Origin of the sequence: Agrobacterium sp. MCAB5 (genome assembly GCF_052114365.1) — a bacterium.
Lineage (GTDB): Bacteria > Pseudomonadota > Alphaproteobacteria > Rhizobiales > Rhizobiaceae > Agrobacterium > Agrobacterium tumefaciens.
The window spans coordinates 371,590-397,876 of record NZ_JBFREP010000001.1; the positions used below are offsets into that span (position 1 = coordinate 371,590).

At 58.2% G+C, this 26,287-nt stretch carries 26 protein-coding genes, 1 tRNA gene and 1 riboswitch; of the genes, 18 read left to right on the forward strand and 9 right to left on the reverse strand.

Translation table 11 applies throughout. From position 1 onward, the window contains the following. The first annotated feature begins 68 nt into the window (after window positions 1-68). The 5 genes from pstC to phoB all read left to right on the forward strand — a co-directional run bounded on the left by pstC (window position 69) and on the right by phoB (window position 5,241). Entirely contained in the window at window positions 69-1,553 is a 1,485-nt protein-coding gene (gene pstC / locus AB4Z23_RS01830) for a phosphate ABC transporter permease subunit PstC (protein ID WP_003514909.1), read from the forward strand. Further along, window positions 1,550-2,872, forward strand: a complete 1,323-nt coding sequence (pstA, locus tag AB4Z23_RS01835) for a phosphate ABC transporter permease PstA (RefSeq protein ID WP_003514911.1) — start codon at window positions 1,550-1,552, stop codon at window positions 2,870-2,872. The genes pstC and pstA overlap by 4 nt, the downstream gene beginning before the upstream one ends. Before the next feature lie 14 nt (window positions 2,873-2,886). Continuing rightward, complete coding sequence (gene pstB / locus AB4Z23_RS01840; protein ID WP_003514913.1) at window positions 2,887-3,702, forward strand: phosphate ABC transporter ATP-binding protein PstB; 816 nt, start codon at window positions 2,887-2,889, stop codon at window positions 3,700-3,702. A 98-nt stretch (window positions 3,703-3,800) separates the two neighbouring features. After that, window positions 3,801-4,526, forward strand: a complete 726-nt coding sequence (gene phoU / locus AB4Z23_RS01845) for a phosphate signaling complex protein PhoU (RefSeq protein WP_003514921.1) — start codon at window positions 3,801-3,803, stop codon at window positions 4,524-4,526. Window positions 4,527-4,557: 31 nt separating this feature from the next. After that, window positions 4,558-5,241 carry a phosphate regulon transcriptional regulator PhoB gene (phoB, locus tag AB4Z23_RS01850; protein ID WP_003493692.1) on the forward strand — a complete coding sequence of 228 codons (684 nt, stop codon included), beginning with the start codon at window positions 4,558-4,560 and terminating at the stop codon, window positions 5,239-5,241. Between the two features lie 299 nt (window positions 5,242-5,540). Here phoB and AB4Z23_RS01855 read toward each other — a convergent pair whose 3' ends face one another. Next, window positions 5,541-6,074, reverse strand: coding sequence for a GcrA family cell cycle regulator (locus AB4Z23_RS01855; RefSeq protein WP_003514924.1), 534 nt, complete (start codon window positions 6,072-6,074; stop codon window positions 5,541-5,543). A gap of 430 nt (window positions 6,075-6,504) precedes the next feature. Between AB4Z23_RS01855 and AB4Z23_RS01860 the strand changes: the two genes are divergently transcribed. From AB4Z23_RS01860 to AB4Z23_RS01870, 3 genes are all read left to right on the forward strand, one after another. Next, window positions 6,505-7,707 carry an aspartate aminotransferase family protein gene (locus AB4Z23_RS01860; RefSeq protein ID WP_441359974.1) on the forward strand — a complete coding sequence of 401 codons (1,203 nt, stop codon included), beginning with the start codon at window positions 6,505-6,507 and terminating at the stop codon, window positions 7,705-7,707. Window positions 7,708-7,761: 54 nt separating this feature from the next. Continuing rightward, on the forward strand, window positions 7,762-8,679 hold the full coding sequence (argF, locus tag AB4Z23_RS01865; RefSeq protein ID WP_003514928.1) for an ornithine carbamoyltransferase: 918 nt from the start codon (window positions 7,762-7,764) through the stop codon (window positions 8,677-8,679). Window positions 8,680-8,902: 223 nt separating this feature from the next. Beyond that, a complete protein-coding gene (locus AB4Z23_RS01870; protein ID WP_003514930.1) occupies window positions 8,903-9,892 on the forward strand; it encodes an Hsp33 family molecular chaperone in 990 nt (329 codons plus the stop codon). A gap of 38 nt (window positions 9,893-9,930) precedes the next feature. On the opposite strand, the gene apaG is transcribed toward AB4Z23_RS01870, so the two are convergent. Next, the gene (apaG, locus tag AB4Z23_RS01875; RefSeq protein WP_003514932.1) at window positions 9,931-10,323 is read right to left on the reverse strand and encodes a Co2+/Mg2+ efflux protein ApaG; all 393 of its coding nucleotides are present in this window, start codon (window positions 10,321-10,323) and stop codon (window positions 9,931-9,933) included. A 235-nt stretch (window positions 10,324-10,558) separates the two neighbouring features. Then, window positions 10,559-11,743 (reverse strand): O-succinylhomoserine sulfhydrylase, encoded by a 1,185-nt coding sequence (locus AB4Z23_RS01880; RefSeq protein ID WP_003514934.1) that lies wholly within the window; start codon window positions 11,741-11,743, stop codon window positions 10,559-10,561. Between the two features lie 42 nt (window positions 11,744-11,785). Then, a riboswitch (SAM riboswitch) is annotated at window positions 11,786-11,864 on the reverse strand. A gap of 73 nt (window positions 11,865-11,937) precedes the next feature. Between AB4Z23_RS01880 and AB4Z23_RS01885 the strand changes: the two genes are divergently transcribed. The 4 genes from AB4Z23_RS01885 (at window position 11,938) to AB4Z23_RS01900 (ending at window position 14,390) form a co-directional block, all read left to right on the forward strand. Beyond that, a complete protein-coding gene (locus tag AB4Z23_RS01885) occupies window positions 11,938-13,035 on the forward strand; it encodes a 2'-deoxycytidine 5'-triphosphate deaminase (RefSeq protein WP_065659892.1) in 1,098 nt (365 codons plus the stop codon). Window positions 13,036-13,091: 56 nt separating this feature from the next. Then, window positions 13,092-13,165, forward strand: a tRNA-Gly gene (locus tag AB4Z23_RS01890). A gap of 154 nt (window positions 13,166-13,319) precedes the next feature. Then, window positions 13,320-14,006: an aquaporin Z gene (gene aqpZ / locus AB4Z23_RS01895; RefSeq protein ID WP_111782833.1), complete on the forward strand. Its 687-nt coding sequence runs from the start codon at window positions 13,320-13,322 to the stop codon at window positions 14,004-14,006. A gap of 90 nt (window positions 14,007-14,096) precedes the next feature. Next, window positions 14,097-14,390, forward strand: a complete 294-nt coding sequence (locus AB4Z23_RS01900) for a hypothetical protein (protein WP_162696531.1) — start codon at window positions 14,097-14,099, stop codon at window positions 14,388-14,390. 135 nt (window positions 14,391-14,525) lie between these two features. On the opposite strand, the gene AB4Z23_RS01905 is transcribed toward AB4Z23_RS01900, so the two are convergent. Continuing rightward, window positions 14,526-16,463, reverse strand: coding sequence for a glycosyltransferase family 2 protein (locus AB4Z23_RS01905; protein WP_441359975.1), 1,938 nt, complete (start codon window positions 16,461-16,463; stop codon window positions 14,526-14,528). A gap of 170 nt (window positions 16,464-16,633) precedes the next feature. On the opposite strand from AB4Z23_RS01905, the gene AB4Z23_RS01910 reads away from it, so the two are divergent. Next, window positions 16,634-17,395: a transporter substrate-binding domain-containing protein gene (locus AB4Z23_RS01910; protein ID WP_421475870.1), complete on the forward strand. Its 762-nt coding sequence runs from the start codon at window positions 16,634-16,636 to the stop codon at window positions 17,393-17,395. 40 nt (window positions 17,396-17,435) lie between these two features. Here the strand turns inward: AB4Z23_RS01910 and uppX are convergent, their stop codons facing one another. Continuing rightward, complete coding sequence (gene uppX / locus AB4Z23_RS01915; protein WP_421476034.1) at window positions 17,436-18,662, reverse strand: Wzx-type polysaccharide biosynthesis protein UppX; 1,227 nt, start codon at window positions 18,660-18,662, stop codon at window positions 17,436-17,438. Window positions 18,663-19,013: 351 nt separating this feature from the next. Between uppX and uppY the strand changes: the two genes are divergently transcribed. Next, a complete protein-coding gene (gene uppY / locus AB4Z23_RS01920; RefSeq protein WP_421475868.1) occupies window positions 19,014-20,309 on the forward strand; it encodes a Wzy-type polysaccharide biosynthesis protein UppY in 1,296 nt (431 codons plus the stop codon). Window positions 20,310-20,336: 27 nt separating this feature from the next. Then, window positions 20,337-21,089 carry a polysaccharide deacetylase family protein gene (locus AB4Z23_RS01925; RefSeq protein ID WP_441359976.1) on the forward strand — a complete coding sequence of 251 codons (753 nt, stop codon included), beginning with the start codon at window positions 20,337-20,339 and terminating at the stop codon, window positions 21,087-21,089. 74 nt (window positions 21,090-21,163) lie between these two features. On the opposite strand, the gene AB4Z23_RS01930 is transcribed toward AB4Z23_RS01925, so the two are convergent. Next, window positions 21,164-21,814, reverse strand: coding sequence for a S24 family peptidase (locus AB4Z23_RS01930; RefSeq protein WP_003514944.1), 651 nt, complete (start codon window positions 21,812-21,814; stop codon window positions 21,164-21,166). A 111-nt stretch (window positions 21,815-21,925) separates the two neighbouring features. Next, window positions 21,926-22,576 carry a response regulator gene (locus AB4Z23_RS01935; RefSeq protein WP_003514945.1) on the reverse strand — a complete coding sequence of 217 codons (651 nt, stop codon included), beginning with the start codon at window positions 22,574-22,576 and terminating at the stop codon, window positions 21,926-21,928. 244 nt (window positions 22,577-22,820) lie between these two features. Here AB4Z23_RS01935 and AB4Z23_RS01940 point away from each other — a divergent pair, with 244 nt between their 5' ends. Together AB4Z23_RS01940 and AB4Z23_RS01945 are read left to right on the forward strand one after the other, a co-directional pair. After that, complete coding sequence (locus AB4Z23_RS01940) at window positions 22,821-23,174, forward strand: DUF952 domain-containing protein (RefSeq protein WP_003514946.1); 354 nt, start codon at window positions 22,821-22,823, stop codon at window positions 23,172-23,174. Next, complete coding sequence (locus AB4Z23_RS01945; protein ID WP_013635431.1) at window positions 23,174-24,265, forward strand: quinone-dependent dihydroorotate dehydrogenase; 1,092 nt, start codon at window positions 23,174-23,176, stop codon at window positions 24,263-24,265. The genes AB4Z23_RS01940 and AB4Z23_RS01945 overlap by 1 nt, the downstream gene beginning before the upstream one ends. Window positions 24,266-24,389: 124 nt before the next feature. Here AB4Z23_RS01945 and AB4Z23_RS01950 read toward each other — a convergent pair whose 3' ends face one another. Beyond that, on the reverse strand, window positions 24,390-24,887 hold the full coding sequence (locus AB4Z23_RS01950; protein ID WP_013635432.1) for a CAP domain-containing protein: 498 nt from the start codon (window positions 24,885-24,887) through the stop codon (window positions 24,390-24,392). Window position 24,888: 1 nt separating this feature from the next. After that, complete coding sequence (locus tag AB4Z23_RS01955) at window positions 24,889-25,155, reverse strand: DUF6460 domain-containing protein (RefSeq protein WP_003514949.1); 267 nt, start codon at window positions 25,153-25,155, stop codon at window positions 24,889-24,891. A gap of 168 nt (window positions 25,156-25,323) precedes the next feature. Between AB4Z23_RS01955 and AB4Z23_RS01960 the strand changes: the two genes are divergently transcribed. Further along, on the forward strand, window positions 25,324-26,265 hold the full coding sequence (locus tag AB4Z23_RS01960; RefSeq protein ID WP_421475866.1) for a methyltransferase domain-containing protein: 942 nt from the start codon (window positions 25,324-25,326) through the stop codon (window positions 26,263-26,265). Window positions 26,266-26,287 lie beyond the last annotated feature (22 nt).

Consider the following 26,287-nt stretch of genomic DNA (forward strand, 5'->3'; position numbering starts at 1 on the left):
TCGTTTTGATGACTTTTTGATTTGCCCGATATCGCACCGTGCTCTTGAGGCACGACGAGGGAACTCTAATGAACACATCGATCCTTTTGCTGATACTGGTGTTGATCGGCATCGGCAGTTATCTGCTCGGCAGCCGCCGCGCCGTTGCTTTGTCTGGTGGGCGTCCCTCCAGCATGCATTCCCGTGCCGGTTATCACGGTTCCTACGCTGTCGTCTGGGCGGTGCTGCCTGCAGCGCTCATTCTCTGTATCTGGCTTGTTATCAGCCCGCTGATCGTTACCTCTGCGGTGCGTGGCGAATTTCCCGAAGATGTGCGCTCCCAATCCGAAGCGCAGCAGAGCCTGACCTATGGCATGGTAACGTCCATCGCCCGCGGTCTTCAGCGTCTGACGCCGGAAGAAACCGCAAAGGTTGATGCGGATACGGCTGCGGTAAGATCGCTTCTGGCATCGAAGGGCGTGGCAATTGCCGGCGAACCCCAGCGTTTCATGGTCGATGCCGCCCAGACGCTGAATGCGATGACCTCCACCAGCCGCCTGGGCATGATCGCCACCGTGCTGCTGGCCGCATTCGCCGGTGCCGCTTATGCACTGCGCTCAATCGCGCCGCGTTTTCGGGCGCGCAACAGGGTGGAGCGGGTCATTCTCGCGGCTCTGGTCGTCGCGTCGTCCATCGCCATCCTGACGACCATCGGCATCGTCCTTTCGATGCTTTCGGAAGCAATCCAGTTCTTCACCATGGTTCCGGCGCACCAGTTCTTCTTCGGAACGGTATGGGATCCGCGTTTTGCCGCTGCCGGTGCGACCGACTCTTCCGGCCAGTTCGGCCTTATCCCGCTGCTCGCCGGCACGCTCTATATCGGTTTCGTCGCCATGCTGGTCGCCGTTCCGGTCGGGCTGTTTTCGGCGATCTATATGTCGGAATATGCGACGCCGCGCCTTCGCTCGATTGTAAAGCCGCTGCTCGAGGTGCTCGCGGGCATCCCGACAATCGTCTACGGCTTCTTCGCGCTGACGACCGTTGGTCCTTTCCTGCGAGATATTTCCACGCAGATCAGCGGTCTTGCGACAGGCAACTACGCCAACTTCATCCAGGCGCAGAGCGTCATCACCGCCGGCTTCGTCATGGGCATCATGCTGATCCCTTATGTTTCGTCGCTGTCTGACGACATCATCACCGCCGTGCCGCGTTCGCTGCGCGATGGCTCTCTCGGTCTCGGCGCCACGCGCTCTGAAACCATCAAGAAGGTCATCCTTCCCGCCGCTCTTCCCGGCATCGTCGGCGCCGTGCTGATGACGGCGTCGCGTGCGATCGGCGAGACCATGATCGTGGTTCTTGCGGCTGGCGTCGCTGCCCGCCTGCAGCTCAACCCCTTCGAACCCATGACAACAGTGACGGTCAAGATTGTCAGCCAGCTGACGGGTGACCTTGAGTTTACCTCGCCGCAAACGCTGGTGGCCTTCGCGCTGGGCATAACTCTTTTTGCAATCACGCTTTGCCTGAATATCTACGCGCTTTACATCGTGCGCAAATACCGGGAGCAATATGAATGACCGACATCGTTTCCCCGGCGGCCGGTGCTGCCGCCGTGAACAAGGCCACGCGCCGTGATATCGGCATCAAGCGTCGCTATGCTGCTGAACGCCGCTTCCGCGCCTATGGATTGGCAGCAATCTCGTTCGGCCTCATCTTCCTCTTTCTGCTGCTCTGGTCGGTCGTATCCAAGGGTCACACCGCCTTCCAGCAGACGATGATCACCGTTCCGGTCGAGTTTTCCGAACTGATCATCGATCCAAAGAACGAGCGCGCAACCAATCCGGCAAAGCTGATGACGGCCAACTACCCCGTCCTCGCCCGTGATGCGGTGGCAAAGGTTCTCGGCGTCGCGCCGACGGATAAGGCCGGTCTTCGCGCCGTCAACGTCATGATCTCCGACAGCGTACGCACCCAGCTGCGTGATATCGTCGTCGCCGATCCGTCCGTCATCGGCACCACGCGCAGCGTCACGCTTCTGGCGTCGGGCGATGTCGACAGCGCCTTCAAGGGCCAGGTCGACATGTCGGGGGATGAAGCAAACCGCCGTATCTCGAACCAGCAGCTCGGCTGGATGAACCAGCTCGTGGAAAGCGGACAGCTTGGCAAGCATTTCAATACCGGCATCTTCGTCAACGGCGCTTCGAGCCGTCCGGAAGCCGCGGGTGTTGGCGTTGCGCTGATCGGCTCGTTCTACATGATGCTGATCGTGCTGGTGCTGTCGCTGCCGATCGGTGTTGCGGCCTCCATCTATCTGGAGGAATTTGCCCCCAAGAACCGGTTGACGGACCTTATCGAGGTCAACATCAACAATCTGGCGGCTGTTCCCTCCATTGTTTACGGTCTGCTCGGTCTCTCCGTCTTCATCAACTTCATGGGCTTTCCACGCTCGGCCTCGCTGGTCGGCGGCCTCGTCCTGACGCTGATGACCCTGCCGACGATCATCATCGCCACCCGCGCTGCATTGAAGGCCGTGCCGCCGTCGATCCGCGCCGCCGCACTCGGTCTTGGCGCTTCCAAGATGCAGACGATTTTCCATCACGTCCTGCCGCTGGCAATGCCTGGCATTCTGACCGGCACCATCATCGGTCTCGCCCACGCACTGGGCGAAACGGCGCCGCTGCTTCTGATCGGCATGGTGGCATTCGTCGCGAACTATCCGACAACGCCTATGGATCCGTCCACGGCCCTGCCGGTGCAGATTTACATGTGGGCGAACGAAGCTGAGCGTGCCTTTGTCGAACGGACATCTGGCGCTATCATCATCCTGCTTCTGTTCCTCATTCTCATGAATGTTGGCGCAATCCTGTTGCGTCGCCGCTTTGAGCGGCGCTGGTAGAGGGAGCTAGAGCAATGAACATGTTGTCGGAAGCAGCAGTTGAAAAGGCGCTGGACAAGAAAATGAATGAAGTCTCATACAAGATGATCGGCAAGGATGTTTCGGTTTATTACGGCGAAAAGCGCGCGCTTTACGACGTGAACCTCAATGTCCGCGAAAACACGGTGACTGCACTTATCGGCCCGTCCGGTTGCGGTAAATCCACTTTCCTGCGCACCTTGAACCGCATGAACGACACGATCGACGGTTGCCGGGTCACCGGCAAGATCACGCTCGATACCGACGATATCTACGATCAGCAGATCGACGTCGTGGAACTGCGTGCCCGCGTCGGCATGGTGTTCCAGAAGCCGAACCCGTTTCCGAAGACGATTTATGAGAACATCGCCTACGGCCCGCGTATCCACGGTCTCGCCCGCAACAAGGCGGATATGGACCAGATCGTCGAGCATAGCTTGCAGAAAGCGGGTCTCTGGAACGAGGTGAAGGATCGTTTGCTGGAATCCGGCACGGGCCTTTCCGGTGGCCAGCAGCAGCGTCTGTGCATCGCACGCGCGGTTGCCGTCAGCCCGGAAGTGATCCTGATGGACGAGCCGTGCTCGGCGCTGGATCCGATCGCGACTGCGAAGGTCGAGGAACTGATCCACGAACTGCGCACCAACTACACCATCGTCATCGTCACGCACTCCATGCAGCAGGCGGCGCGCGTTTCCCAGCGTACGGCCATGTTCCATCTTGGTCACCTTGTCGAAGAAAACGAAACCGACAAGATGTTCACCAATCCGGACGACCAGCGCACGCAGGACTACATCATGGGCCGCTTCGGCTGATCCCCGGCCGGTGCTTTATCGTAACCGTACAAGACTGGTGCCTCTGCCGTGCCCCGCTGTTGGGCACGCGCATGCAGGCCAAGCCGGAGGAATAGACCATGACACAGACAACGACCCATTCGCATATCCTGTCTGCCTATGACGACGAACTGAAGTTTCTGACGCGCCGCATCGCCGAAATGGGCGGTCTTGCCGAGCAGATGTGCGGTGACGCCGTGCGCGCACTCGTCAATTCTGATGCTGCGCTCGCGCAGAAAGTCATTTCGGACGATACCATTCTCGACCATGCTGAGCGCGAAATTGGCGACAAGGCGATTGTAACCATCGCCAAGCGTCAGCCGATGGCGGCAGACCTTCGCGAGATCATCGGCACCCTGCGTATCGCCGCCGATCTCGAACGCGTCGGCGATCTTGGCAAGAACACGGCCAAGCGCGTTATCGCTGTCGCCGGCACCGGCGTTCCGCGCAAGCTCGCCCGCGGCATCGAGCATCTGTCCGACCTGGCGCTGGTGCAGCTCAAGGAAGTCCTCGACGTCTATTCCACGCGTTCCGCCGAAAAGGCCAATGCGATCCGTGAACGCGACGAGGAAATCGATGCCATGTACACGTCGCTCTTCCGGGAGCTTCTGACCTACATGATGGAAGACCCGCGCAACATCACCACCTGCACGCATCTTCTGTTCTGCGCCAAGAACATCGAGCGTATCGGCGATCATGCGACCAATATCGCAGAGACGATCTATTACATGACCACCGGCAGCCAGCCGGAGGGCGAGCGTCCGAAGGACGACAGTTCCAACACGCTTGGTTCGGTGACCGAGTAACAGACAAGCAGAAGCTTGCGGAGTTCAGCATATGGTGCCCAAGATTGCAGTTGTGGAAGACGAGGAAGCGCTGAGCGTCCTGCTTCGTTACAATCTCGAGGCTGAGGGATACGACGTCGACACGATACCCCGTGGCGATGAGGCGGAAATCAGGCTGCAGGAGCGCATTCCGGATCTTCTCATCCTGGACTGGATGTTGCCCGGTGTCTCCGGTATCGAACTGTGCCGGCGCTTGAGAATGCGGCCGGAAACAGAACGCCTGCCCATCATCATGCTGACGGCGCGTGGCGAAGAGAGCGAACGGGTTCGCGGTCTCGCTACGGGCGCTGACGATTATGTCGTCAAGCCGTTCTCGACGCCGGAACTCATGGCCCGGGTCAAGGCCATGTTGCGCCGGGCCCGTCCGGAGGTTCTGTCGTCGGTGCTCAAATGCGGCGATATCGAACTGGATCGCGAGACCCATCGCGTTCACCGCAAAAGCCGCGAAGTGCGCCTCGGCCCGACGGAATTCCGCTTGCTGGAATTCCTGATGACGTCGCCGGGTCGGGTGTTTTCCCGCTCGCAATTGCTGGATGGCGTCTGGGGTCATGATATCTATGTCGACGAGCGTACTGTCGATGTGCATGTCGGACGTCTGCGCAAGGCCCTGAATTTCTCGCACATGCAGGATGTCATCCGCACGGTGCGTGGTGCGGGATATTCGATGGAAGCCTGAGCGATGCGGAACCAGATAGTTTCGCTGGCGAAGTAGTGCACCAAAAAATCAGGAAGCCCGAAATCTGAAACGATTTCGGGCTTTTTCAATATGAATATCCGCCAAACTCGATGCCATTGTCCGTTTTGACCGGAAGAGATCGGCGGCGCGTTGAAATCCGGATTGAAGGGTCACGCCCGATAGTAAGGGGAAAGGGTGAGGCCTGCCATCAAGCCGCCCAGAAAGCGGCTTTATTTTTGTCATAAAAAAACGGGCCCGAAGGCCCGTAATTTTTGAGTGCTGAATGCGTGCCGCAACACTCAAGCCTTGCGGCGCTCGCTCACCGGCTGGTAGGCGAGTTTCGCATGGAACTTGCAATAGGGCGAAGATTCCAGCGCTTCACAACCGCAGAAATGGAAGTCGTCCTTCAGCGGATCGCCAACCGGCCATTTGCAGGTGCGCTCGGTCAGTTCCGTCAGCGTCAGGCGACGGGAAATCGGCGTGACAACGTTCTTGGAAGGAACGTAATCGAGCACCTGCGCGGTCTCGATATCGATCTCCTCGTGCAGCGCCGTTGCAGCGTTCGAACGGGTGAGGATACGCGCCGGTGCCGCGTTGACGCGACCTGCGAAAGTCGTCGCGCGCGGGGCAGGGGCAGCTGTGCGCTTCGGCGCGGAGCGTGCCGAAGTCACTGGACCGCCAGCCTTGACGCGTCCCGGCAGATTGAGACGATGGACCTTGCCGATCACGGCATTACGGCTGACGCCGCCCAGCTGCGCTGCAATCTGGCTGGCGCTAAGGCCCTCGGACCACAATTTCTTGAGCTTTTCGACTCGTTCGTCTGTCCAGTTCATGCCGCTTCTCCGCTTGTCGCGTGTATTTTCGGCAGAATCCCTCTCCGTCTCGCGCGCATGCCGCAAGCGTGGTTTCCGCCTGATTTTCGGTGACTAGTTCCGCCGCAATGCAGTCTAGTAATTAGCGATTAACCTAGTGCCAGCCCGACTCCGTGGCAAGAGTCGCGGGAATCATCTGGAATCGATTTTCCGGTTTTCCCCAACTTGCTGGCGTATTGAGTCTGAAAGGCAACACCTTGGGGCTGGCCCGCCGCCGCATACTAGTGCTCGAGAAGCCCGGGAAACGCTGACTTTTGTTGACATCGGCAAACGAAGTGACAATAGTGCCCCTGCCGCCGCAAGGCGGCATTTTGATTTTCAGGCGAGGGATAACCCCGCAAGCCTATTGACAACAGTTTGACAGCGCATCTGCGCAAGGAGTGATACAGCCATGGCCGAAGCCGGCGCGCCATTGTTTGATACGTTTTCAAGAGCCCCCCTGCGCTTCGAGCGCGGTGAGGGTGTATGGCTGTTCACGGAAAGCGGCGAGCGATATCTGGATTTTGCGGCCGGTGTCGCTGTCAACTCGCTGGGCCACGCCCATCCTCACCTCGTTGATGCGATCAAGACGCAGGCCGAGAAGGTCTGGCACGTCTCGAACCTTTATGAAGTGCCGGGACAGGAAAAACTCGCCAGGCGCCTGACGGAAGCGACTTTCGCGGACAAGGTATTCTTCACAAATTCAGGCGCGGAAGCCCTGGAATGCGCCATCAAGACCGCCCGCCGTTATCACTATACCAAGGGCCATCCGGAGAAGTTCCGCATCGTGTCCTTCGAAGGCGCTTTCCATGGCCGTACACTGGCGACGATCGCCGCGGGTGGCCAGCAGAAATACCTCGAAGGTTTCGGTCCCAAGGTCGAAGGTTTCGATCAGGTTCCGTTCGGTGATGTCGATGCCCTCAAGGCCGTCATCACGGCTGAGAGTGCAGCACTTCTGATCGAGCCCATCCAGGGCGAGGGCGGCATTCGCTCGCCCAGCAAGGAATTCCTGCAAATCCTGCGCGGATTGTGCGACGAGCACGGCCTGCTGCTGATTTTCGATGAGGTCCAGACGGGTGTCGGCCGCACAGGCAAGCTGTTTGCTTATGAACATACCGGTGTTGCGCCCGATATCATGGCGGTCGCCAAGGGTATCGGTGGCGGTTTCCCGCTCGGCGCATGCCTTGCCACGGCAGATGCCGCTTCCGGCATGACGGCGGGCGTACATGGCACCACCTACGGCGGCAACCCGCTGGCCATGGCAGTCGGCAATGCCGTGCTTGACGTCGTTCTCTCCGAAGGTTTTCTCGAGAAGGTCCGTGACGTCGCGCTGGTCTTCCGGCAGGGTCTGGCCTCGCTCAAGGACCGTTATCCTGACGTGATCGAGGAAATTCGCGGCGAAGGTCTGCTTCTGGGCATCAAGGCGAAGATTCCTTCGGGCGAATTGTTGCAGGCCATGCGCGCAGAGCATCTGCTTGGCGTGCCTGCGGGCGACAATGTCATCCGTCTTCTGCCGCCGCTCGTCACCACGGCGGAAGAGGCCCGTGAGGGTCTTGCACGTATCGACGCGGCTGCCGCCTCCCTGACGGTTGCGAAACAGGCAAAAAGCGCCTGAAAAAATCAAGAGCGGGCCTCTCTTCAGGGGCTCGCAAGCATGGGACAGATTAGAATGGGTTCACCAAAACATTTTCTGGACCTCTCGGCCGTCGGGTCGGAGGATCTGCGGACAATTCTTGATGATGCGCGCACGCGCAAGATTGCTACCAAAACCGGCACGGCGGAAAAGCCGCTTGCTGGCAAGATGCTGGCAATGATTTTCGAAAAACCGTCCACACGCACCCGCGTCTCCTTCGATGTCGGCATGCGCCAGCTCGGCGGTGAGACCCTGTTCCTGTCGGGCACGGAAATGCAGCTGGGCCGCGCGGAAACGATTGGCGATACGGCCAAGGTGCTGTCGCGCTATGTCGATGCCATCATGATCCGCACCACGGATCACTCGCGTCTGCTCGAGCTTGCCGAACACGCAACCGTGCCTGTTATCAATGGCCTGACGGACGACACGCATCCCTGCCAGATCATGGCGGATATATTGACGTTCGAGGAACATCGCGGCCCGGTCAAGGGCAAGACCATTGCCTGGACGGGTGACGGCAATAATGTGCTGCATTCGTTCGTGGAAGGCTCCGCCCGTTTCGGTTACCGTATGGCGATGGCTGTACCGATGGGTTCCGAACCGCACGACAAGTTCCTGAACTGGGCACGCAACAATGGCGGCGAAATCTCGCTGTACCACGATGCCGACAAGGCAGTGGCGGGCGCTGATTGCGTCGTCACCGATACCTGGGTGTCCATGAACCAGGAACACAAGGCGCGCGGCCACAATATCTTCCAGCCTTATCAGGTCAATGAAGCGCTGATGGCGAAGGCCAACAAGGAAGCGCTGTTCATGCACTGCCTGCCGGCGCATCGCGGCGAGGAAGTAACGGATGCAGTGATCGACGGGCCGCAATCGGTGGTCTTCGACGAGGCGGAAAACCGGCTCCATGCACAGAAGTCCATTATCGCATGGTGCATGGGCGTCATCTGACCGCTATCGGCCGGGTGCTTGAACTCGGCGATGCACATTCCCATCTGTGGGGCTTCGAAGACGCTCGTCGGCTTTTCGCTGGCGGGCCACCTCACGATTTGCACGATTTTCCCCGGAGGCGGTTTCGCTTCCCGGATCTCTGTGCGACAAGCTGAAAAAGTACATTTTAAAAGCCGGACTTTTGGACGGTAGCGGCGCAACGGCTGCGCCAAGGAGTTATGACATGGCAGATGTAACGGTTGAACTGGACAATCTCGATTTAGCTGGCGACGACAAGGTTGTGCCCTTTCAGGTCGAAGGTCTGGACGTGCGCGGTCGCGCCGTACAGGTCGGGCCGCTGTTGAATGCCATCCTCGAACGTCACGAATATCCCGAGATTGTCGCCCGCCTGCTCGCGGAAGCAACGGTTCTGACGGCGCTGATCGGCACATCCCTGAAATTTTCCGGCAAGCTGACTGTGCAGACGAAGGGCGACGGCCCGGTTGACCTTCTGGTGGCGGATTTCACCGCGCCCGAGAGCATGCGCGCTTATGCCCGTTTCGATGAGGAGCGGCTGGCGGAAGCTGTTGCTGCGGGGCAAACCTCGCCCGAACAACTGCTCGGAACCGGCATTCTGGCCTTCACCATCGATCAGGGCGTCGGCATGCAGCCTTATCAGGGCATCGTGCCGCTGGACGGTTCTTCGCTGGAAGAAATCGCCGGGGTTTATTTCCGTCAGTCGGAACAGCTTCCCACCCGCGTGCGCCTCGGCGTTGCCCAGTTCTTCGACCGTGACGGCGAAGGCAAGCCGCGCCATAGCTGGCGTGCAGGCGGCGTGATTGCCCAGTTCCTGCCGCAGGCGCCCGAGCGTTTGCGCATGCGCGATCTCCATGGCGGTGACGGCGACGAGGGCGATTATGAAGTGGCGGAGGACGATGCCTGGACAGAGGCAGTGTCGCTGCTGAATACGGTGGATACCGACGAGCTGACCGATCCGCAGGTGCCAGTGGAGCGTCTGCTTTACAGGCTTTTCCACGAGAGCGGCGTGCGCATCTACGATCCGCAGGTCATTTTCGACCGTTGCAGCTGTTCACGGGACAAGATCAAGGGTGTGCTGTCCGGTTTCACCGCCGAAGAGATCAAGGCGAGTGAGGAAGACGGTGCGATTGCCGTGACGTGCGAGTTCTGCTCCACGACCTATCGCTACGATGTCAGCGAGTTTGAAAACGTCTGACGAGGAGAGCCGCGCTTGTGAATGGCGCGGCTTTTTTGTCAGTTCAGCACCCGCAACAGGCCGGGTGAATCCAGTGAAAAGGCGGGGATGGTGACGTTGAACACCTCGCCTTTGTCCGTTTCCATTTCGTAATGGCCAAACATAAGGCCTGACGGCGTATCCAGCGGGCAGCCGGATGAATATTCGTAACTGTCGCCGGGGTTCAGATGCGGTTTTTCGCCGACGACACCCGGCCCGTAGACCTCATCCACCTGTCCGTTCTGGTCGGTGATGTGCCAATAGCGGTTGACGAGTGTTATCGGAACATCGGAATTGTTCGAGATCACGACTTTATAGCCCCAGACATAACGATCGTCATCCGGGTCGGACTGCTCCTCGAGATAATACGGATCGACCGTTACCTCGATATCCCTTGTCAGAGCACGATACATACGCGCCACACCTCGATATTTTCCCTGCTGCCATCATCCTACACTACAGGTTCTGGCTATCGTCAAGAAAATGAATGACTTGACGACCACGCGCATCTTCTGTTGCGCCGTTTTTTCACCGTTAGGGATAACGGTAAAGGTAAATATTGGTTGCCAGACGCGGGCTTTCACCCAGGCGGGATGTGTGCCATGGCCCGACGGGAAGTCGGGCCATGGCGATATGTCGATTGAATCCTTAAACTGAAACGGCCGCAAGACCCTTCGCCAGATCTTCCAGCAGATCGTCCGTATCTTCGATACCGCAGGAAAGACGCAAGGTCCCGCCGGAAATACCCAGTTCGGCACGCGCCTCGTCGGTCAGGTTCTTGTGCGTCGTGGTGCCAGGGTGGGTAATGAGGCTCTTGGCATCGCCGAGATTGTTGGAAATCTTCACGATATCAAGCGCGTTCTGCAGTGCGAATGCCGCTTCCTTGCCGCCCTTCAGTTCGAAAGCCACGAGCGTCGAGCCGCCCGACATCTGCCGCGCGATGATGTCTGCCTGCGGATGGTCGGCGCGACCCGGATAGATCACTTTGGCAACCTTGCCGCTGTCGGCGAGGAAATCGGCGATCTTCGAGGCATTGGCCGTCTGCTGCTTGACACGCAGCGGCAGGGTTTCGATGCCCTTCAGCAGCGTCCAGGCATTGAACGGCGACATGGCTGGGCCGGTGTGGCGGAAATAGTCCTGCAGCTCTTCCTCGATCCACTTCTTGTCGGAAAGGATCACGCCGCCAAGGCAACGGCCCTGACCGTCAATATGCTTCGTCGCCGAATAAACGACGATATGGGCGCCGAGTTCGAGTGGCTTCTGGAAAAGCGGTGTGGCGAAAACATTGTCGACAACCACTTTCGCGCCGATCTGGTTGGCGAGCTTCGCCACGCCGGCAATATCCACCACTTCGAGCGTCGGGTTGGTCGGGCTTTCGAGGAAAAACAGCTTGGTGTTCGGCTGGATCGCCTTTTCCCAATTGTTGAGATCGCGTCCGTCGATCAGCGTGCACTCGATGCCGTATTTGGGTGCAAGCGTTTCTACCACCCAACGGCAGGAGCCAAAAAGCGCGCGGGCAGCAACGATGTGATCGCCGGCACGCAGCTGGCACATGATGGCGGCTGTCACGGCGGCCATGCCGGAGGCAAGCGCACGGGCGTCTTCCGCACCTTCCAGCAGGCACATGCGCTTTTCGAACATGTCATTGGTCGGGCTTGCATAGCGGGCATAGATGAAGCCATCCGTTTCGCCCTTGAAGCGCGCTTCGGCGGCTTCGGAGTTTTCGTAAACGAAACCCTGGGTCAGATAGATCGCTTCCGACGTTTCACCATAGGGTGAGCGTAGCGTACCACCGTGAACGAGCTGGGTTGCCGGGCGCCATTTATTGCTCATGTGATCACCTCAAAACAAAAAAACCGGTCGCAAAAGCAGACCGGTTCCTAGCACCCGGTCTTTTTAGCCACTTGTTTAACGTGGCTGCAAGCCGACCGGCCAAATCACCACGGGATAAGCTTGCCATACTGCCGTTACCGGCTTGCGTCAATGCTTTCCTTTTGGTTTTGTCGCCGTAAAAAGGAATGATGATCATGACCAGAACCACGGGCATTTTGGCGGATGGCGCGATCAGGGCGCTGTTTGCGGGCGGCAAGCTGAGAAGCGAGGCTGATCTCGATGTCGATCAGGTGCAACCCGCCAGCCTCGATCTGCGACTGGGCTCCAAAGCCTATCGCGTGCGCGCCAGTTTCATGCCCGGCCCCGGAACCCGAGTCATCGACAAGCTCAACCGCTTCAGCCTGCACGAGGTCGATCTGAGCGAGGGGGCGGTGCTGGAAACCGGTTGCGTCTACATCGTGCCCTTGATGGAGAGCCTCGAGCTGCCGGCGGATATGTCGGCTTCGGCCAATCCGAAAAGCTCGACGGGGCGTCTTGATATCTTCACCCGCGTCATGACCGACAATGCGCAGGAATTCGACAAGATACCTGCGGGCTATGCCGGCCCGCTATATCTGGAAATCAGCCCGCGCACCTTCCCGGTCGTCGTGCGCCGTGGCTCGCGCCTCTCGCAAATCCGTTTCCGCATCGGCCACTCGTTGCTCAACGAAGCCGAGCTTCTGAAATTGCACGAGACGGAGATGCTGGTCGCCAGCGAAACCCCTAATGTGACCGGCGGCGGCATCGCGCTTTCCATCGACCTTAAGGGTTTTGGCGAAAAAGGGCTGATCGGCTATCGCGGCAAGCATCACACAGCGGTGGTAGATGTCGACAAAAAGGCTCAGCACGATGTTCTCGATTTCTGGGAACCTCTATACGCCCGCGGCCGTGCCGAACTGATCCTCGATCCGGATGAGTTCTATATTCTCGTTTCGCGTGAAGCGGTGCATGTACCGCCACTTTATGCGGCCGAAATGACACCCTTCGATCCCTTGGTGGGCGAGTTCCGCGTGCATTATGCGGGCTTCTTCGATCCAGGCTTCGGCCATGCGCAGGCGGGCGGCACGGGCAGCCGCGCCGTTCTCGAGGTGCGCAGCCACGAGGTGCCCTTCATCCTCGAACACGGCCAGATCGTCGGCCGGCTGGTTTACGAGCACATGTTGCAAAAACCTGATGGCCTCTACGGTAGCGGCCTTGGCTCCAACTATCAGGCGCAGGGCCTGAAGCTCTCCAAGCATTTCCGCGCGGAGTAATGATCCTGTCGGGTGCTTGACACCCGATAAGAACTGTCCGATGTCTTGTGCGCGGCGCGGGTGTAGCTCAATGGTAGAGCAGCAGCTTCCCAAGCTGAATACGAGGGTTCGATTCCCTTCACCCGCTCCATATTTTCAAGGCAATCCAAACCACTTCCTGGCCAGCCAAAAGCGCGCATGTCACCGCCATCGCTCCGGCAAACGTGCGACTATGCGATTTAGCTTGACTACAATTAAATTGCACGTAATAGTTGATGCGGTCGTAACATTATTGGGGGAGTGTTATGAGTCGCAAGCTTCTTTCGGAATTTCTTGGCACTTTCTGGCTCGTGTTCGGAGGTTGCGGCAGTGCGGTTTTTGCCGCTGCTTTCCCTGAACTCGGCATTGGCTTTCTTGGTGTCGCTTTCGCTTTCGGTCTGACGGTTTTGACCATGGCCTATACGGTCGGGGGTATTTCGGGCGGTCATTTTAATCCGGCCGTTTCCGTCGGTCTGTCCGTTGCTGGCAAATTTCCGGCATCGAACCTCGCTCCTTACATAGTGGCGCAGGTTCTGGGGGCGATTGTCGCGGCGGGGGCGCTTTATGTCATCCTTACCGGCAAAGCCGGTGCCGATATTGGCGGTTTTGCCGCAAATGGTTACGGGGAACATTCGCCGGGTGGATATTCGCTCGTGTCGGCGCTGCTGATCGAAGTCATTTTGACGGCATTTTTCCTGATCGTCATTCTGGGATCGACGCATGGCAGGGTTCCCACTGGTTTTGCGCCGATCGCAATCGGCCTTGCTCTCACACTTATTCATCTGATCTCCATTCCGGTCACCAATACATCCGTCAATCCGGCCCGCTCGACGGGACAGGCGTTGTTTGTTGGTGGATGGGCGCTGCAACAGCTCTGGCTGTTCTGGCTCGCTCCGATCCTCGGCGGCGCAATCGGCGCCGTGGTCTGGAAACTTTTCGGCGAGAAAGACTAAGGCTCAAGGCCCGCTTTCTCCGGCCCGCACAGACATGAATGGGAAGCATTGTTTCCCCGAATGGTCGGGGAAACCTGTGAGGAGGGTGACATGGATCTTGCTTCGATATTGGCCCAAATTGTCGGCGGTGCGGTTGGCGGTTCGGCCGGCGGAAAAATACTCAAGGATTCTGATCTCGGTGCGCTCGGCAACCTGATTGCCGGCGCTATTGGCGGCATCGGCGGAGGAACCGTGCTCGGATCGCTGCTCGGGACGGCGGGAACTGCTGCCGCCGGCGGCATGGATATAGGCGCTCTTGCCGGCCAGCTTGTTGGCGGCGGCGTCGGCGGCCTGATTGTCCAGATCATTGTCGGCCTCATCAAGAACAAGCTCGTTACCAAGTAGAGCTGCTCGGCCGATCTTTTGCGAAGCGATAAACCTTGCCGGTGGAGAAGCCTCGTTCGGCAAGGCGTTTTGGTTTGTGCCATATCCGCAGTGGCGGCGCTGACGGAACCGGAATTCGTTTATAAAATCTGGTCGTCAGGCCTTGTTCCTGATGACCGGCATATGCGGCGTCTTGTTCCAGACGAACGGCTTGGTTTTCAATTCCACCACGGCGCGCCATGCGGCGAGTGACAGCATCAGCCAGTAAAGCGGGATCGCCAACCAGCGCCGTCCGACCTGTTGTTTCTCATGAGCTATCATCCTGTTTCTGCCCATCAGTACGAAGATGGCGTAGCTTCCGAAAATATTCAGCGTATCGATGAAAAACAGAATGCCCTGCCAGGAAAGCAGCATATCCGTGCCGTTTTCCCGGATTGCCATGGCCATGAAGGCGAAGGAAACAAACAGCAAGGGATGGGCCAGCGACGACAGAAGCATGCCGCCAATCAGCAGCTGAAAGACGATATAGGCGATCCATCCCATGCGGCGCGCGGTCGTGAAGGGCGAGCGGGTCATGACCAGCCAGCTTTGCAGCCAGCCCTTGTACCAACGCGCGCGCTGGTTCAGCCAGACGGAAAGGGAGGTCGGAGCATCCTCCAGTGTCTGCCGCCGGATGACACCGCAGCGATAACCCAGCCTGTGCAGCCGGAGGCCCATATCGGCATCTTCCGTCACATTATACGGGTCCCATCCTCCCACCCGGCGTAACACGGCGGTGCGAAAATGGTTGGAGGTGCCGCCAAGCGGCAGCGGCAGCTTGCACGCTGCAAGAACGGGCAACATGCAGCGGAAAAGGCCGGAATATTCCAGTGCGAAACAGGCGCTGAGCCAGGAGGAGCTGGCATTGCTGACAATAAGCGGCGCCTGCACACAGGCCACCTCGTCCGGCTGGCCGCGGAAGGCGGCATAGGCTTCGCGCAATTGCAGCGGATGCGGCCGGTCCTCGGCGTCGTAAACGGCAACGAAAGTGCCACGCGCGCCGGAAAGCGCATAGGTCAGGGCCTTGGGCTTCGTGCGTGGCATGGATGGCGGCACCTTGACGATCTCGATATGCGGACCGGGATTTATCCGCTGGATGGCCTCGATCGTCGCTACGTCGTCTGCCTCGCATACGAGCTTGATATCGAGCCGGGATTTGGGCCAGTCCAGCCGCTCCAGCGCATGAATGAGCTGCTCAACGACCGCCTCTTCGCGATAAAGCGCCACAAGAATAGTGTAGACCGGCAGCTCCCCGTACTGCTGGAGTGGTATGACGGTTTTCGCATCGTTTCCTTTTGGCGTATGGACGAGTGCAAACAACCTGAAAAGCAAGGTGGAGAGATAAAGCATCGTGAGGGTGACGTGAATATAGGCCAGGGCCGCCTGCGTATAAAACAGTAGCGACAGAACGAGCAGGGTAACGAAAATGCCGCTGACAAAACCCTGCTCGCCATGCAGCGTGATCCTTGCGGAATGCTGTGGCGCCGCGTTGAAAAGCTGATGTCGCGTGTCTCGGCAGCGGCGTGCTTCGCCCGCCTTCCAGATCGCGCTGCGCATGGCCTGTGGCGTGGTCACGGCAAGTTCTTCAAGAAGATACGGACGCTGATCGAGGATGCCTTTCAGCAATTCCATTCTTGCCAGTTCCGGCACGATCAGCAGCACTGGCTTACCATTCAGCGGTGTCAACCGCAGGAGCCGTGGTTCGGCTAGTTGCGCGTCCAGGTGATTGATGTCTGCGACACGACCCGGATCGATTTCCGGTCGAAACGGCAATCGCAACAATCTGGCAAACGCACCGTAATACGCATCCGCATCGACTAGGCCGCTCGCCAGCAATTCGTCTTCCACGGTTGAGCCGTTTTTGAGGGCTTGCTCTTCGAATGCAGCGATGTAAGGCTTGCCGAACCCCAGCGAAGAGAGAAAGCGTGTTGGCCCATGCTCGTCCGGTTCGGGCGCTGTCCAAAGCGGATTGTCGCCGATGAGCGAAAACGCAATTTTTCGCCCCGTTGACGTCGTGCGGAACGATTCTCGTGTATAGTGCCTAAAATAATCCATGCATCGCCGCCGCCGCCATGGTAACGCCCTGCTTCTTGCTACGGATAGTATAGATGAGAATGATGAATGTAACGCGAAATATAGTTATTAGTTTTACTTTAGCTATCGCTTTACAATTCGGTGGTAATTTGGGAGAACTTCACGCGGAAGGTCTCTCGGACAGAAACCGCATGCCGGTGCTGTTTGATGCGCAGGAGCGGTTTCCGGGTGGCGATCTCTCCTCCGTGCCCCGGATCAGGTTTTTGATGTCGGTCGATTTTCCACCCTTTAATTTTACCGATCAGGAAGGCCGGCTTGCCGGTTTTCATGTCGATCTGGTGCGCGAAATCTGCGCCCAGCTGAAGGTTGAGAGCAAATGCCAGGTGCAGGCACTGCCGTTTGACGAGCTGGAGGCAGCGCTGGAAATGGGAGAGGGCGAAGCGGTGATTTCCGGCATTGCCACCACCGCCGATCTGCGAAAGAGTTTCACCTTCTCGCGACCCTATCTGCTGTTGCCCGCGCGTCTTGCCGTCAACAAGGCGGCGAAATTCACTGGCTCCGGCGCAGATGCCCTGTCGGGAAAGAAGGTGGGTGTGGTCACGGGCTCGCGGCACGAACAGATGCTCAAGGCATTTTTTCCCAAAGCCTCGGCCGAACGCTTTAATGGTTACGAACCCATGTATGAGGCGTTGAAGACGGGCAAGGTGGACGCGGTTTTTGCGGATGGGCTGCGCCTGCCTTTCTGGGTTTCGGGAAGCGCGTCCGGTGCTTGCTGTGCGCTTTTCGGCGGACCTTATTTATCCGACAGATTTCTTGGTGAAGGCCTTTCCATCATGGCAGTTGATCCGGACGATGTGCTTGTACCGGCCTTTGATCAGGCGCTTGCCGCACTTTCGCGCAATGGCCGGCTGGAAGAAATCTACCGGCGTTATTTCCCCTACGGGCTTTATTAGAGAAATCCGGTTTCATTCGGATCTGCGCCCGGATGACGTTCTATTTGGCGGGCGCAAAGGCTTCTTCGTTGCGCCGCAATCGCAAAAGCGCGATCCAAACGGCGGCGGCGATGGCGGCTTCCACGAAGAAATAGCTGCCGATCGTTCCGGAAATGCTGAACGACCAGGTGAGGAAGGCGACGATAACGGAGCCGATGAGATTGCCGCTGTTCCATATCTTGGCGCGGATATCCTGCCGTCCGGATGCGCCAAGCGCCTCAAGCGCGGTCGCCGCAACGGCCATCGGCAGCACGACCCAGCAAAGGATACGGGTGATGATCGGCAGCGAGACATATTCGTCGCCGAACAGTAGCGGCAGGAAGGGTGCGATGATGAAGATGACCAGTGCGCTGCCGACTGCGATGACTAGCGCTGCCTTCAGCACATTATAAGCGCGCTCTATAGTCTTTCCGATACCCTGCAGGGCGGCTGAGGCCGACCCCGGATAGATCAGCCGGTTGAGAGCCTCGACGGAGAGGTAGGAGCTGTCGAGAATTCGCCGGGCAATGGAGTAGCTGCCCAGAACCTCGGCGCTGGCAACGGCACCGAGAACGAGAATATCGGCATTGCCACGCACGGCCTTGAACAGGAACTGGGTGGAAAACAGGATGCCGATGCGGATTTCATCGCGAACGATCCGGAAGACCGGCCGACCGAGCCTGCCGATCGCCTTCAGCGAAATCACTGCCGCAATCGTATGGGCAGCCAAGTTCCACAGGGCCCAGGCCTCCACCGTCTCCACCTTGAAGATGAGACAAGCGACCACGGCGGCAATTGTGCGGGCAACGGCGAACATCACTTCCAGCTTGTTGGCGGAGGCGAAGTCGGAATGGGCGATGAAGCTTTGGGTGGAAAGCGAAATGACTTTCAGAAGGATGAGGTTCGTCACCAGGATCACGAAAGTGGTGATGAGGGTATGCAGTAATGTTTCCGACGTCGGGAAAAACACCGGGATCGTGACCATGCCGATGATGGTCAGCACAATGCCGGTAGTGGCGCTCAAGAGATAGCTGTGGCCGAGCATCACGGGAAACATGCTGCGATCCTGCGCCACGCGGCGGATCAGCGATTCCTGCGAACCGAAACCACAAATCTGTACGCCGAGATTGGTCACGGCCGTGATCGAGGCATAGAGCGCGAATTGTTCCACGCCGAGATGGCGGGCAAGCAGGGCGAAGGTCAAAAGCTGGGCGGCGCTGGACATCAAAAGCGCCCCGCCGGATGCCATATAGGTCAATCCCAGTCTGACTAGATGGCTGAACCGCGGCGTATTCAACGACACCTTATTCTCCGTGCTTTCCGGCGTCGCCGGGCGAATTCAAGATAACTGCCGTGTTTTTAAAATTGATGAACTGGAAAAACCCGGCAAGGGGGCAATAATTCGAAGGCCGTTGACCTCTATGAATGGCAGTTGCCCAGTCTTAGCCTTCTTGAGGTAAGAGAGGGTTAAAGCAATTGTATAATAATGATGATAATGACTGTTATGGTTATTTGGACATGGCCCGGTTTCAAAAAGGGTTTCGTTGTTCGTCACAAGGCAGGCCAATGATCCGATTATCCTTTTTCGATGTGGCCGACGATGCCGCCTTTTACTGATACGCAGTCCATTCCTGTACAAAGCAACAGCATGTCGCTTACGGGCGGCCGTCGCGACGCGATTTTTTTCGTCGTCACGATGCTTTATATCTGGATTTCCGTTGCGCCTTTTGAAAATCTTGCGGCTGCACCCGTGCCGCACGCCGCCGCAAACCAGCTGACCGGGCTGGTGATTGCGCTGATGCTGGGTGTTTTTGCCCTGCGTCATCGGCTGACAGGGCTTTTGTTGCGGCCGCGTCTGCCCATTCTGCTGTTGTTTTCCTGGCTGGTGATTTGTTCGGTGCTTGGCTCCCAGCCTGGCACTTCGCTGCAACGTTTGCTCTTTACGGGCCTTCTGTGCTTCATCACCAGCGTCCTCGTCGTCATGCCGCGCGACAGGCGGCAGTTCGACCGGATGATGGCCATCTTCGCCGTCATCCTGCTGGCGCTCTGCTACTTCGGGGTGATCTTCCTGCGCTCGCGCTCGATCCACCAGCCCTACGATCTCGATGAAACGGCGCTCGCCGGCGATTGGCGCGGCATCTTCAATCACAAGAATGCCGCCGCTCCGGCCATGATCATTCTCGTCATGATCGGGCTTTACCTGCGCAATAGCTGGTCGACGGTCGGCGGCATTGTCATCACGCTTCTGGCAGGGTTCTTCCTCTGGAAAACCAACGGGAAAACCGCAGCAATGCTGTTGCCCGTCACTGTTGCGCTGGTCTGGGTCATGGAAAGACATGCCGGTCGGACATTGCTGATGATCGGAGGTCTTCTGGCTTTCCTCAACATCCTCGCGGTCGGCTCCACCTATTTTCCGAGCATACGGCATGTGGTTGATAGTCTGGGGATCGATTCCACCTTTACCGGCCGAACGGATATATGGCGCCTGTCCTTCGACACGTTTGCGCAATCGCCGATCTTCGGGCAGGGTTTTCAGGCATTCTGGACGAGTGACCGGCTTCTGGAGCAGGCCGATACCGCCGGCACCTGGGCGGTCACCGCCTTCCATGCCCATAACGGCTTTGTCGAAAGCCTGCTGAATGGCGGCCTGCCGGCCTTTGTTCTCATCGTCATATGGCTCGTCATCATACCCGCAAACGATTTTCGTATAGCTGTGAACAAGGGTACCGATCCGGCATTAACGCGGCTTTTTGCACGAATTTGGGTGTATGCACTGCTTTCTTCGTGTCTTGAGAGTAATTTCTTTACCGGAACCGGGCCTATCTGGTCTTCTCTACTGATTGCAATCTATTGTTTGAGGCATCAGGCGTACGACATACTTGAGCAGGGGCAGTAATTTGCAGACAGGCCGGGGGGCTTATGCATGACACAAAAAATCGGGACATTTGCAGACAGGATCAATAACCGGCTGGTGCAGTACTTTCCAGGACCGGCGGCGCTGATCAAAACGTCCGAACCAATCGTCTCCTTCACATTCGATGATGTGCCGGCGACCGCCTGGACGAAGGGCGCGCGCATTCTGGAAAGCGAGGGTGTTCGCGGGACATTTTATCTCGCAGGTACTTTTATCGACAAGCACTATGAACAGCAGGACATGATTTCAACCGAAGGCTGTTCGGAACTTGCAGCGGCCGGCCACGAGCTTGCCTGCCATACTTTTTCCCATCGCAAACTCTCGAGCTTTTCACGGCGCGGGCTTGAAGAGGATCTTGATCACAACGAAACCGTGCTGGGATCGTTCGCCGAAAACCGAGGCAGGCGGAATTTCTCCGTTCCTTTCGGCATGGCCTCGCCCGTCATGCAGCCCCTGTTACGACGAAGGTTCAAGACCGCTCGCGGCATCATGCCTGGCATCAACCGGGGCAGCATCGATCCGTACAATCTTGCCGGGGTGGAGTTGCGCGCGGACCCAAACTATCTCGATGCCGCCGATCGTTGGCTCGAGGATGTTTTGCAAAATGGCGGCTGGCTCATCATTTTCACCCATGATGTTTCGCAGACGCCGAGCTTTTACGGTTGCCCGGAAGACAAACTTCAGAGCCTTGTCCGCTGGGCAGCTTCCGGCGGTGCGAAGATCATGACGGTTGATGCCGCGGCAACGTCACTCGGTCTGTAAAGGGATAGTATCGACGCCTGCTCTCTGAGTTGTGCCCGGGCAAGTAGGACGCCTGTCTTCGCAATGGCGGGTGTCTATTGGCTGGCCCAGATGATGCGGGCGATCCATTCCACATCGGCCATGTCGAAGCTGCGGTTCGGATGTTCGGGATTGAGCGAAAGAAGCTCGATATTCTTGGGGCTTTGCCGCGCCAGCACCTTGGCCATCACTTCGCCGTCACGGCTTTTCAGCACAACGCGGTCGCCGCGCCGCACCTGCGCGCCCGGCTCCACGATCAGGATATCGCCGTCGCGGTAAAGCGGCATCATGCTTTCGCCCTGCACTTCCAGCGCGTAGACGCCCTGCTTGCGTTCGGGAGAAGACGGGAACTCCACCACATCCCAGCCTTGACCGGCCGGAAAACCGCCATCGTCGAAAAAGCCGCCGGAGCCCGCCTGCGCAAAACCGAGCAGGGGGATGGCATTGTCCGCACCGGAAGGCTGCATTGTCTGCGTCCTGCCGAAAGCATAACCAAAAAACTGGTCCACGCTTGCCCCCGTCGCCTCCAGCACCTTGGATACCGATTCCGTCGAAGGCCAGCGTTTGCGGCCATCCGGGCCGAAACGTTTCGATTTGTTGAACGAGGTGGGATCGAGACCGGCACGCTTCGCCAAGGCCGAAGGCGTCAGTTGGTGACGTTTGGCAAGCGTATCGATGGCGCTCCAGATCGTCTCGTGTGAAAGCATAATGAAAGCCCGCAGGTGGAGCCCGTGGCGGAAAAGCTCCTGTCGTTTACTCCGCGGAATCTAGACCATATCCCGTCAGGAGTAAAGAAAAGAAAGGAATAAAATCCTCGATTATGCCACCATGGCCGATGTGTTTATCTTGCTGAGCTGTATCACCGCCTGTGTACGGCTATCGACCTTAAGCTTCAACAGAATAGCGGAGACATGCGCCTTGATGGTGGCTTCCGAAACATTCAGCGCATAGGCGATCTGCTTGTTCAGCAGGCCTTCCGCCAGCATGCCCAGAACCCGGCTCTGTTGCGGCGTCAGCGTTCTGAGCCGGCCGATGAGATCAGCCACGTCAGGATCATGCTCCTTTTCGCCCTGACAGCTTGCCGGTATCCACACATCGCCTTCAAGAACCGCGCGAATGCCATCCCTGATATCGTCGATGCCCGAGGATTTGGAAATAAAACCGGAAGCGCCGAGTTCGATGGACCGGCGAACAGTGGTCGCGTCGTCCGTTGCCGAAACGATGACGATGGGCAGGCTGGAAAATTCCGCCCGCAGCGCCATCAGGCCTGAAAATCCGCTGACACCCGGCATGGCGAGGTCCAGAAGCATCAGATCGGCGTCGTTGCATGCCGTCGCGGCACTTCTGGCAGCCTCGAAATCCCCGGCTTCCATGATTGTCTGCTGCCCATCAAGACCGGATACGGCCTGTTTGAGGGCACCGCGAAAAAGCGGGTGGTCGTCTGCGATGATAATGACAAGTTCCGACATTCTGGCCCCCTCCCAAGGGCGTTATGCGGTTCTTTGAAAGGTATGGCGCACTCCCGTTTGCCGGCAGTCTAGACTGCTTCCGGCTCCTCTTCTGAAAGGTTGCTCTAATCGGTTGCGTATTACAAGAAAAAGCTTGGGAACAGCCGTCGCGGCAATAAAAATGCCGTGGAAACTGTGGACAATCGACCCGCTTTGCGGCAAACCGCCCAGACTGAAAAGCCTTGGAAAGCCTTCGGAGAGCCCCATGCACGAAACGCCCGCGATCATTTATAAAATCGTGCCGGAGACGTTGTGGAATGCAGCCAGGGCACAAGGCGTCTTCGAAGGCGCCGCCATCGATCTGACTGATGGGTTCATTCATTTTTCAACGGCAAAGCAGGCGGCCGAGACTGCCGCCCGGCATTTTTCCGGCCAGACCGACCTGCTTCTGATCGCTGTTGATGGTGCAGCACTTGGCGACAAGCTGGTTTATGAACCCTCGAGAGGCGGCGATCTTTTCCCCCATCTCTATGCGTCTCTTCCCTTGACCGCCGTGCTTTGGGAAACGCCGCTTTCACTTGGCCATGATGGCCAGCACCAGTTTCCGGAGATTTTGTGATGAGCGGATTATTTTCCTCAATCGGCCGCAAGGGCCTGTTTCTTGTCGATCCGGAAAAGGCACATGGCCTGTCCGTAGCGGCGCTGAAAAGCGGCTTTCTGCCCACCTGCATGGTGCCGCACGATCCGCGTCTGCAGCAGACCGTTGCAGGCCTCGTTTTCCCCAATCCGCTCGGCATGGCGGCGGGTTACGACAAGAATGCGGAAGTCCCGGGACCACTTCTGAGGCTCGGTTTCGGCTTTACTGAAATCGGCACCGTCACGCCGCGTGGGCAATCCGGCAATCCCAAACCGCGCATCTTCCGTCTGGTTGAGGATGAAGGCGTCATCAACCGCCTCGGTTTCAACAATGAAGGCCATGCCGCGGCGCTGGAGCGCCTGAAGCAGGCGCAGCTACGCGGCATCGTCGGCGTCAATATCGGTGCCAACAAGGACAGCGAAGACCGCATCGCCGATTATGTGCAGGGCATCGAGGCCTTTTATTCGGTCGCATCCTATTTCACCGTCAACATCTCTTCGCCCAATACGCCGGGTCTGCGTGACTTGCAGGCGCGCGAAAGCCTCGCGGCACTTCTTGGCGCCGTGCTGGAGCGCCGCAGGGCAGAAGCCGAACGCTTTGGCAAACGCATTCCGATCTTCCTGAAGATCGCGCCCGATCTGACCGAGGAAGGGCTGGATGACGTGGCGGAAGAGGCGCTGGCCCATGATCTCGATGGCCTGATCGTCTCCAACACCACGCTCTCGCGTGAAGGCCTGCGGCCCGGTCCGCATAAGGGTGAGGCGGGTGGATTGTCCGGCAAGCCGCTATTCGAGCTTTCGACCACTGTTCTCGCCAAGATGCGCCGGCGCGTCGGCAGCAATCTGCCCATCATCGGCGTGGGTGGCGTTTCTTCGCCGGAAACGGCATTGGAAAAGGTAAGGGCAGGGGCCGATCTGGTTCAGCTCTATTCCTGCATGGTCTATGAAGGCCCCGGCCTGCCGTCGTCCATCGTCAAAGGCCTGTCGAAGCTGGTCTCTCGCGAAGGTGTGCAGTCCATTCGTGACCTACGCGACAGCACGGTCGACCGCTGGGCCGACCGCAAGCTTGGATGACGATGACCTGAACGGTCGAGACGCTGCGTCGGTTAAGATAAGTGCTTATCGTGGCGGTGTGCTCTCCTGCCTCATCCCTGTGACAGGGACAGGAATGAGGGTGGAGGGGGCGCCCCCCGTTATCTCACGCGCAGAGCACCATCGCCCAATAGGGCCGGTTGCGGCTTGCGGCATCATAGGCAACCGCGACGCCAAGGCCATTATATGGTCCGAGCATGTTTTCGAGATGATGTTTCGAGCCGATCCAGGCCTTGACGACACGCTCCACGCTGTCCTGCCCGGCCGCCACGTTTTCCGCTGCTGGTAGCGGCACATTGCCGTCCTTCATGCGGATGAGGAAACTGTCGGTCAGGCCGATCAGATGCGCCATCTTCTGCGCCTTGACCATGCGTCCGGCCTGATAAGCGGCCGCACCACTTGCCGCACTACTGAAGGAGAGTGGCGAAAGCCCTTTCGAGCGGCGCAACTCGTTGACCATTGGAAGCGCTGCCGCGGTCTCATCGCGGGTGCCTGACGGCATGCCCTTGTTTGTAGGCACGGAAACACAGGCGGAAAGAACGGAACCGGCGGAAATCAGCACGAAGCCGCGCCGCGTAAGCGTCTGGAAAGATGTGTCGGTCATGTCAGCGGCGATAGCTCAGGAGGCGCAGGATGATGAAAATGGGTATGACGATCGTCGCGCCAAGGATCAGATAGTCGCCGATTGCGCCAAGCGCGTGGAAACCGCTGCGCCACAGATCGACCACGAAGTCGCGTGCGCCATAGATGATATTCCATGGCGTCAATCCGAAGATCGCCATCAGAAAGCCGACGAGCAATGAAACCACCAGCAGCTTCACCACGGTGCGGGCCACCGTATCACCCAGCATTTTGTTGACCTCACCGGCCATCAGCAAGTCTCCTGTTTTGTCCTGACATATGAAGCACGCTGCTTCGATGCAAGTTTCGGTGCACTATATCGCGTCATATTCGCAATTCCATGAGTGCGCCATGAAATAGGACTTGAGTTTTTTTATGGCTTGATAAATGACAGCCGACATCTTCTCAGGAAATCTTGAATGGCCCCAAACCAGTTTTCTTCCGGTGACGTCATTGCCGACCGCCGGGCGGACTATGCCCGCATGTTGGCGGAGAGTGGTGATTATCCCGCCGCCGCCGAACTCATGGAGCAGGCGCTTGAACTTGCGCCACGGTGGACGGCGGGCTGGTTTCGCTTCGGGGAATATCATGAAAAGGCGGGGGAAACGGACAAAGCCGTGGCGGCTTACGAAAAAGTCGCCGAACTGGATACGGAAGGGCTGTTTGCAGCGGAACTGAAACTTGCGGTTCTCGGCGCCGCGGACACACCGGAGCAGCCGCCGAGCCGTTATGTGGAAGGGCTGTTCGACGATTATGCAGACCGTTTCGAAACGTCGCTCGTCGAGAAACTGGATTACAGCGTACCGCAGAAGCTGGCGGAACTGATCGGCAAGGCGGCGGGAGGCGGCGTCTTCGACACCATTGTCGATATTGGCTGCGGCACCGGCCTTCTCGGAGTTGAAATCCGCTCCCTGGCGAAGCGGCTGGAAGGTTTCGACATTTCCCAGAACATGCTCGCCAAGGCGGAGGAAAAGGGACTTTACGACCATCTCGGCCAGGCCGATCTATCGCTGGAAGCTGACGCCTCGGGACTGTTCGCGTCGGCAATGCCGCACCACCGCGCGGACCTCGTCGCCGCCGCCGACGTGATGATGTATCTCGGCAGTCTCGAAACCGTCATGCCCCTCGTTTCGGCCCTGCTTGTGCCCTCCGGTTTCTTCGCCTTTTCGGTGGAGGACGCAGGGGATGAAGATGGTTTCGTGCTGCGGGAATCGCTGCGTTACGCACATTCGAAAAGCTATGTGACCGGCCTTCTTGAGCGGGCGGGCTATTCTCTTATCGAAATCCGCAAAACCACCATTCGCAAGGATGCCGGAAAACCCCTTTCCGGCATTCTTTTTCTTGCCCGCGCCAAAGCCTGAACATTTCGTTTCTTGCCTTTTT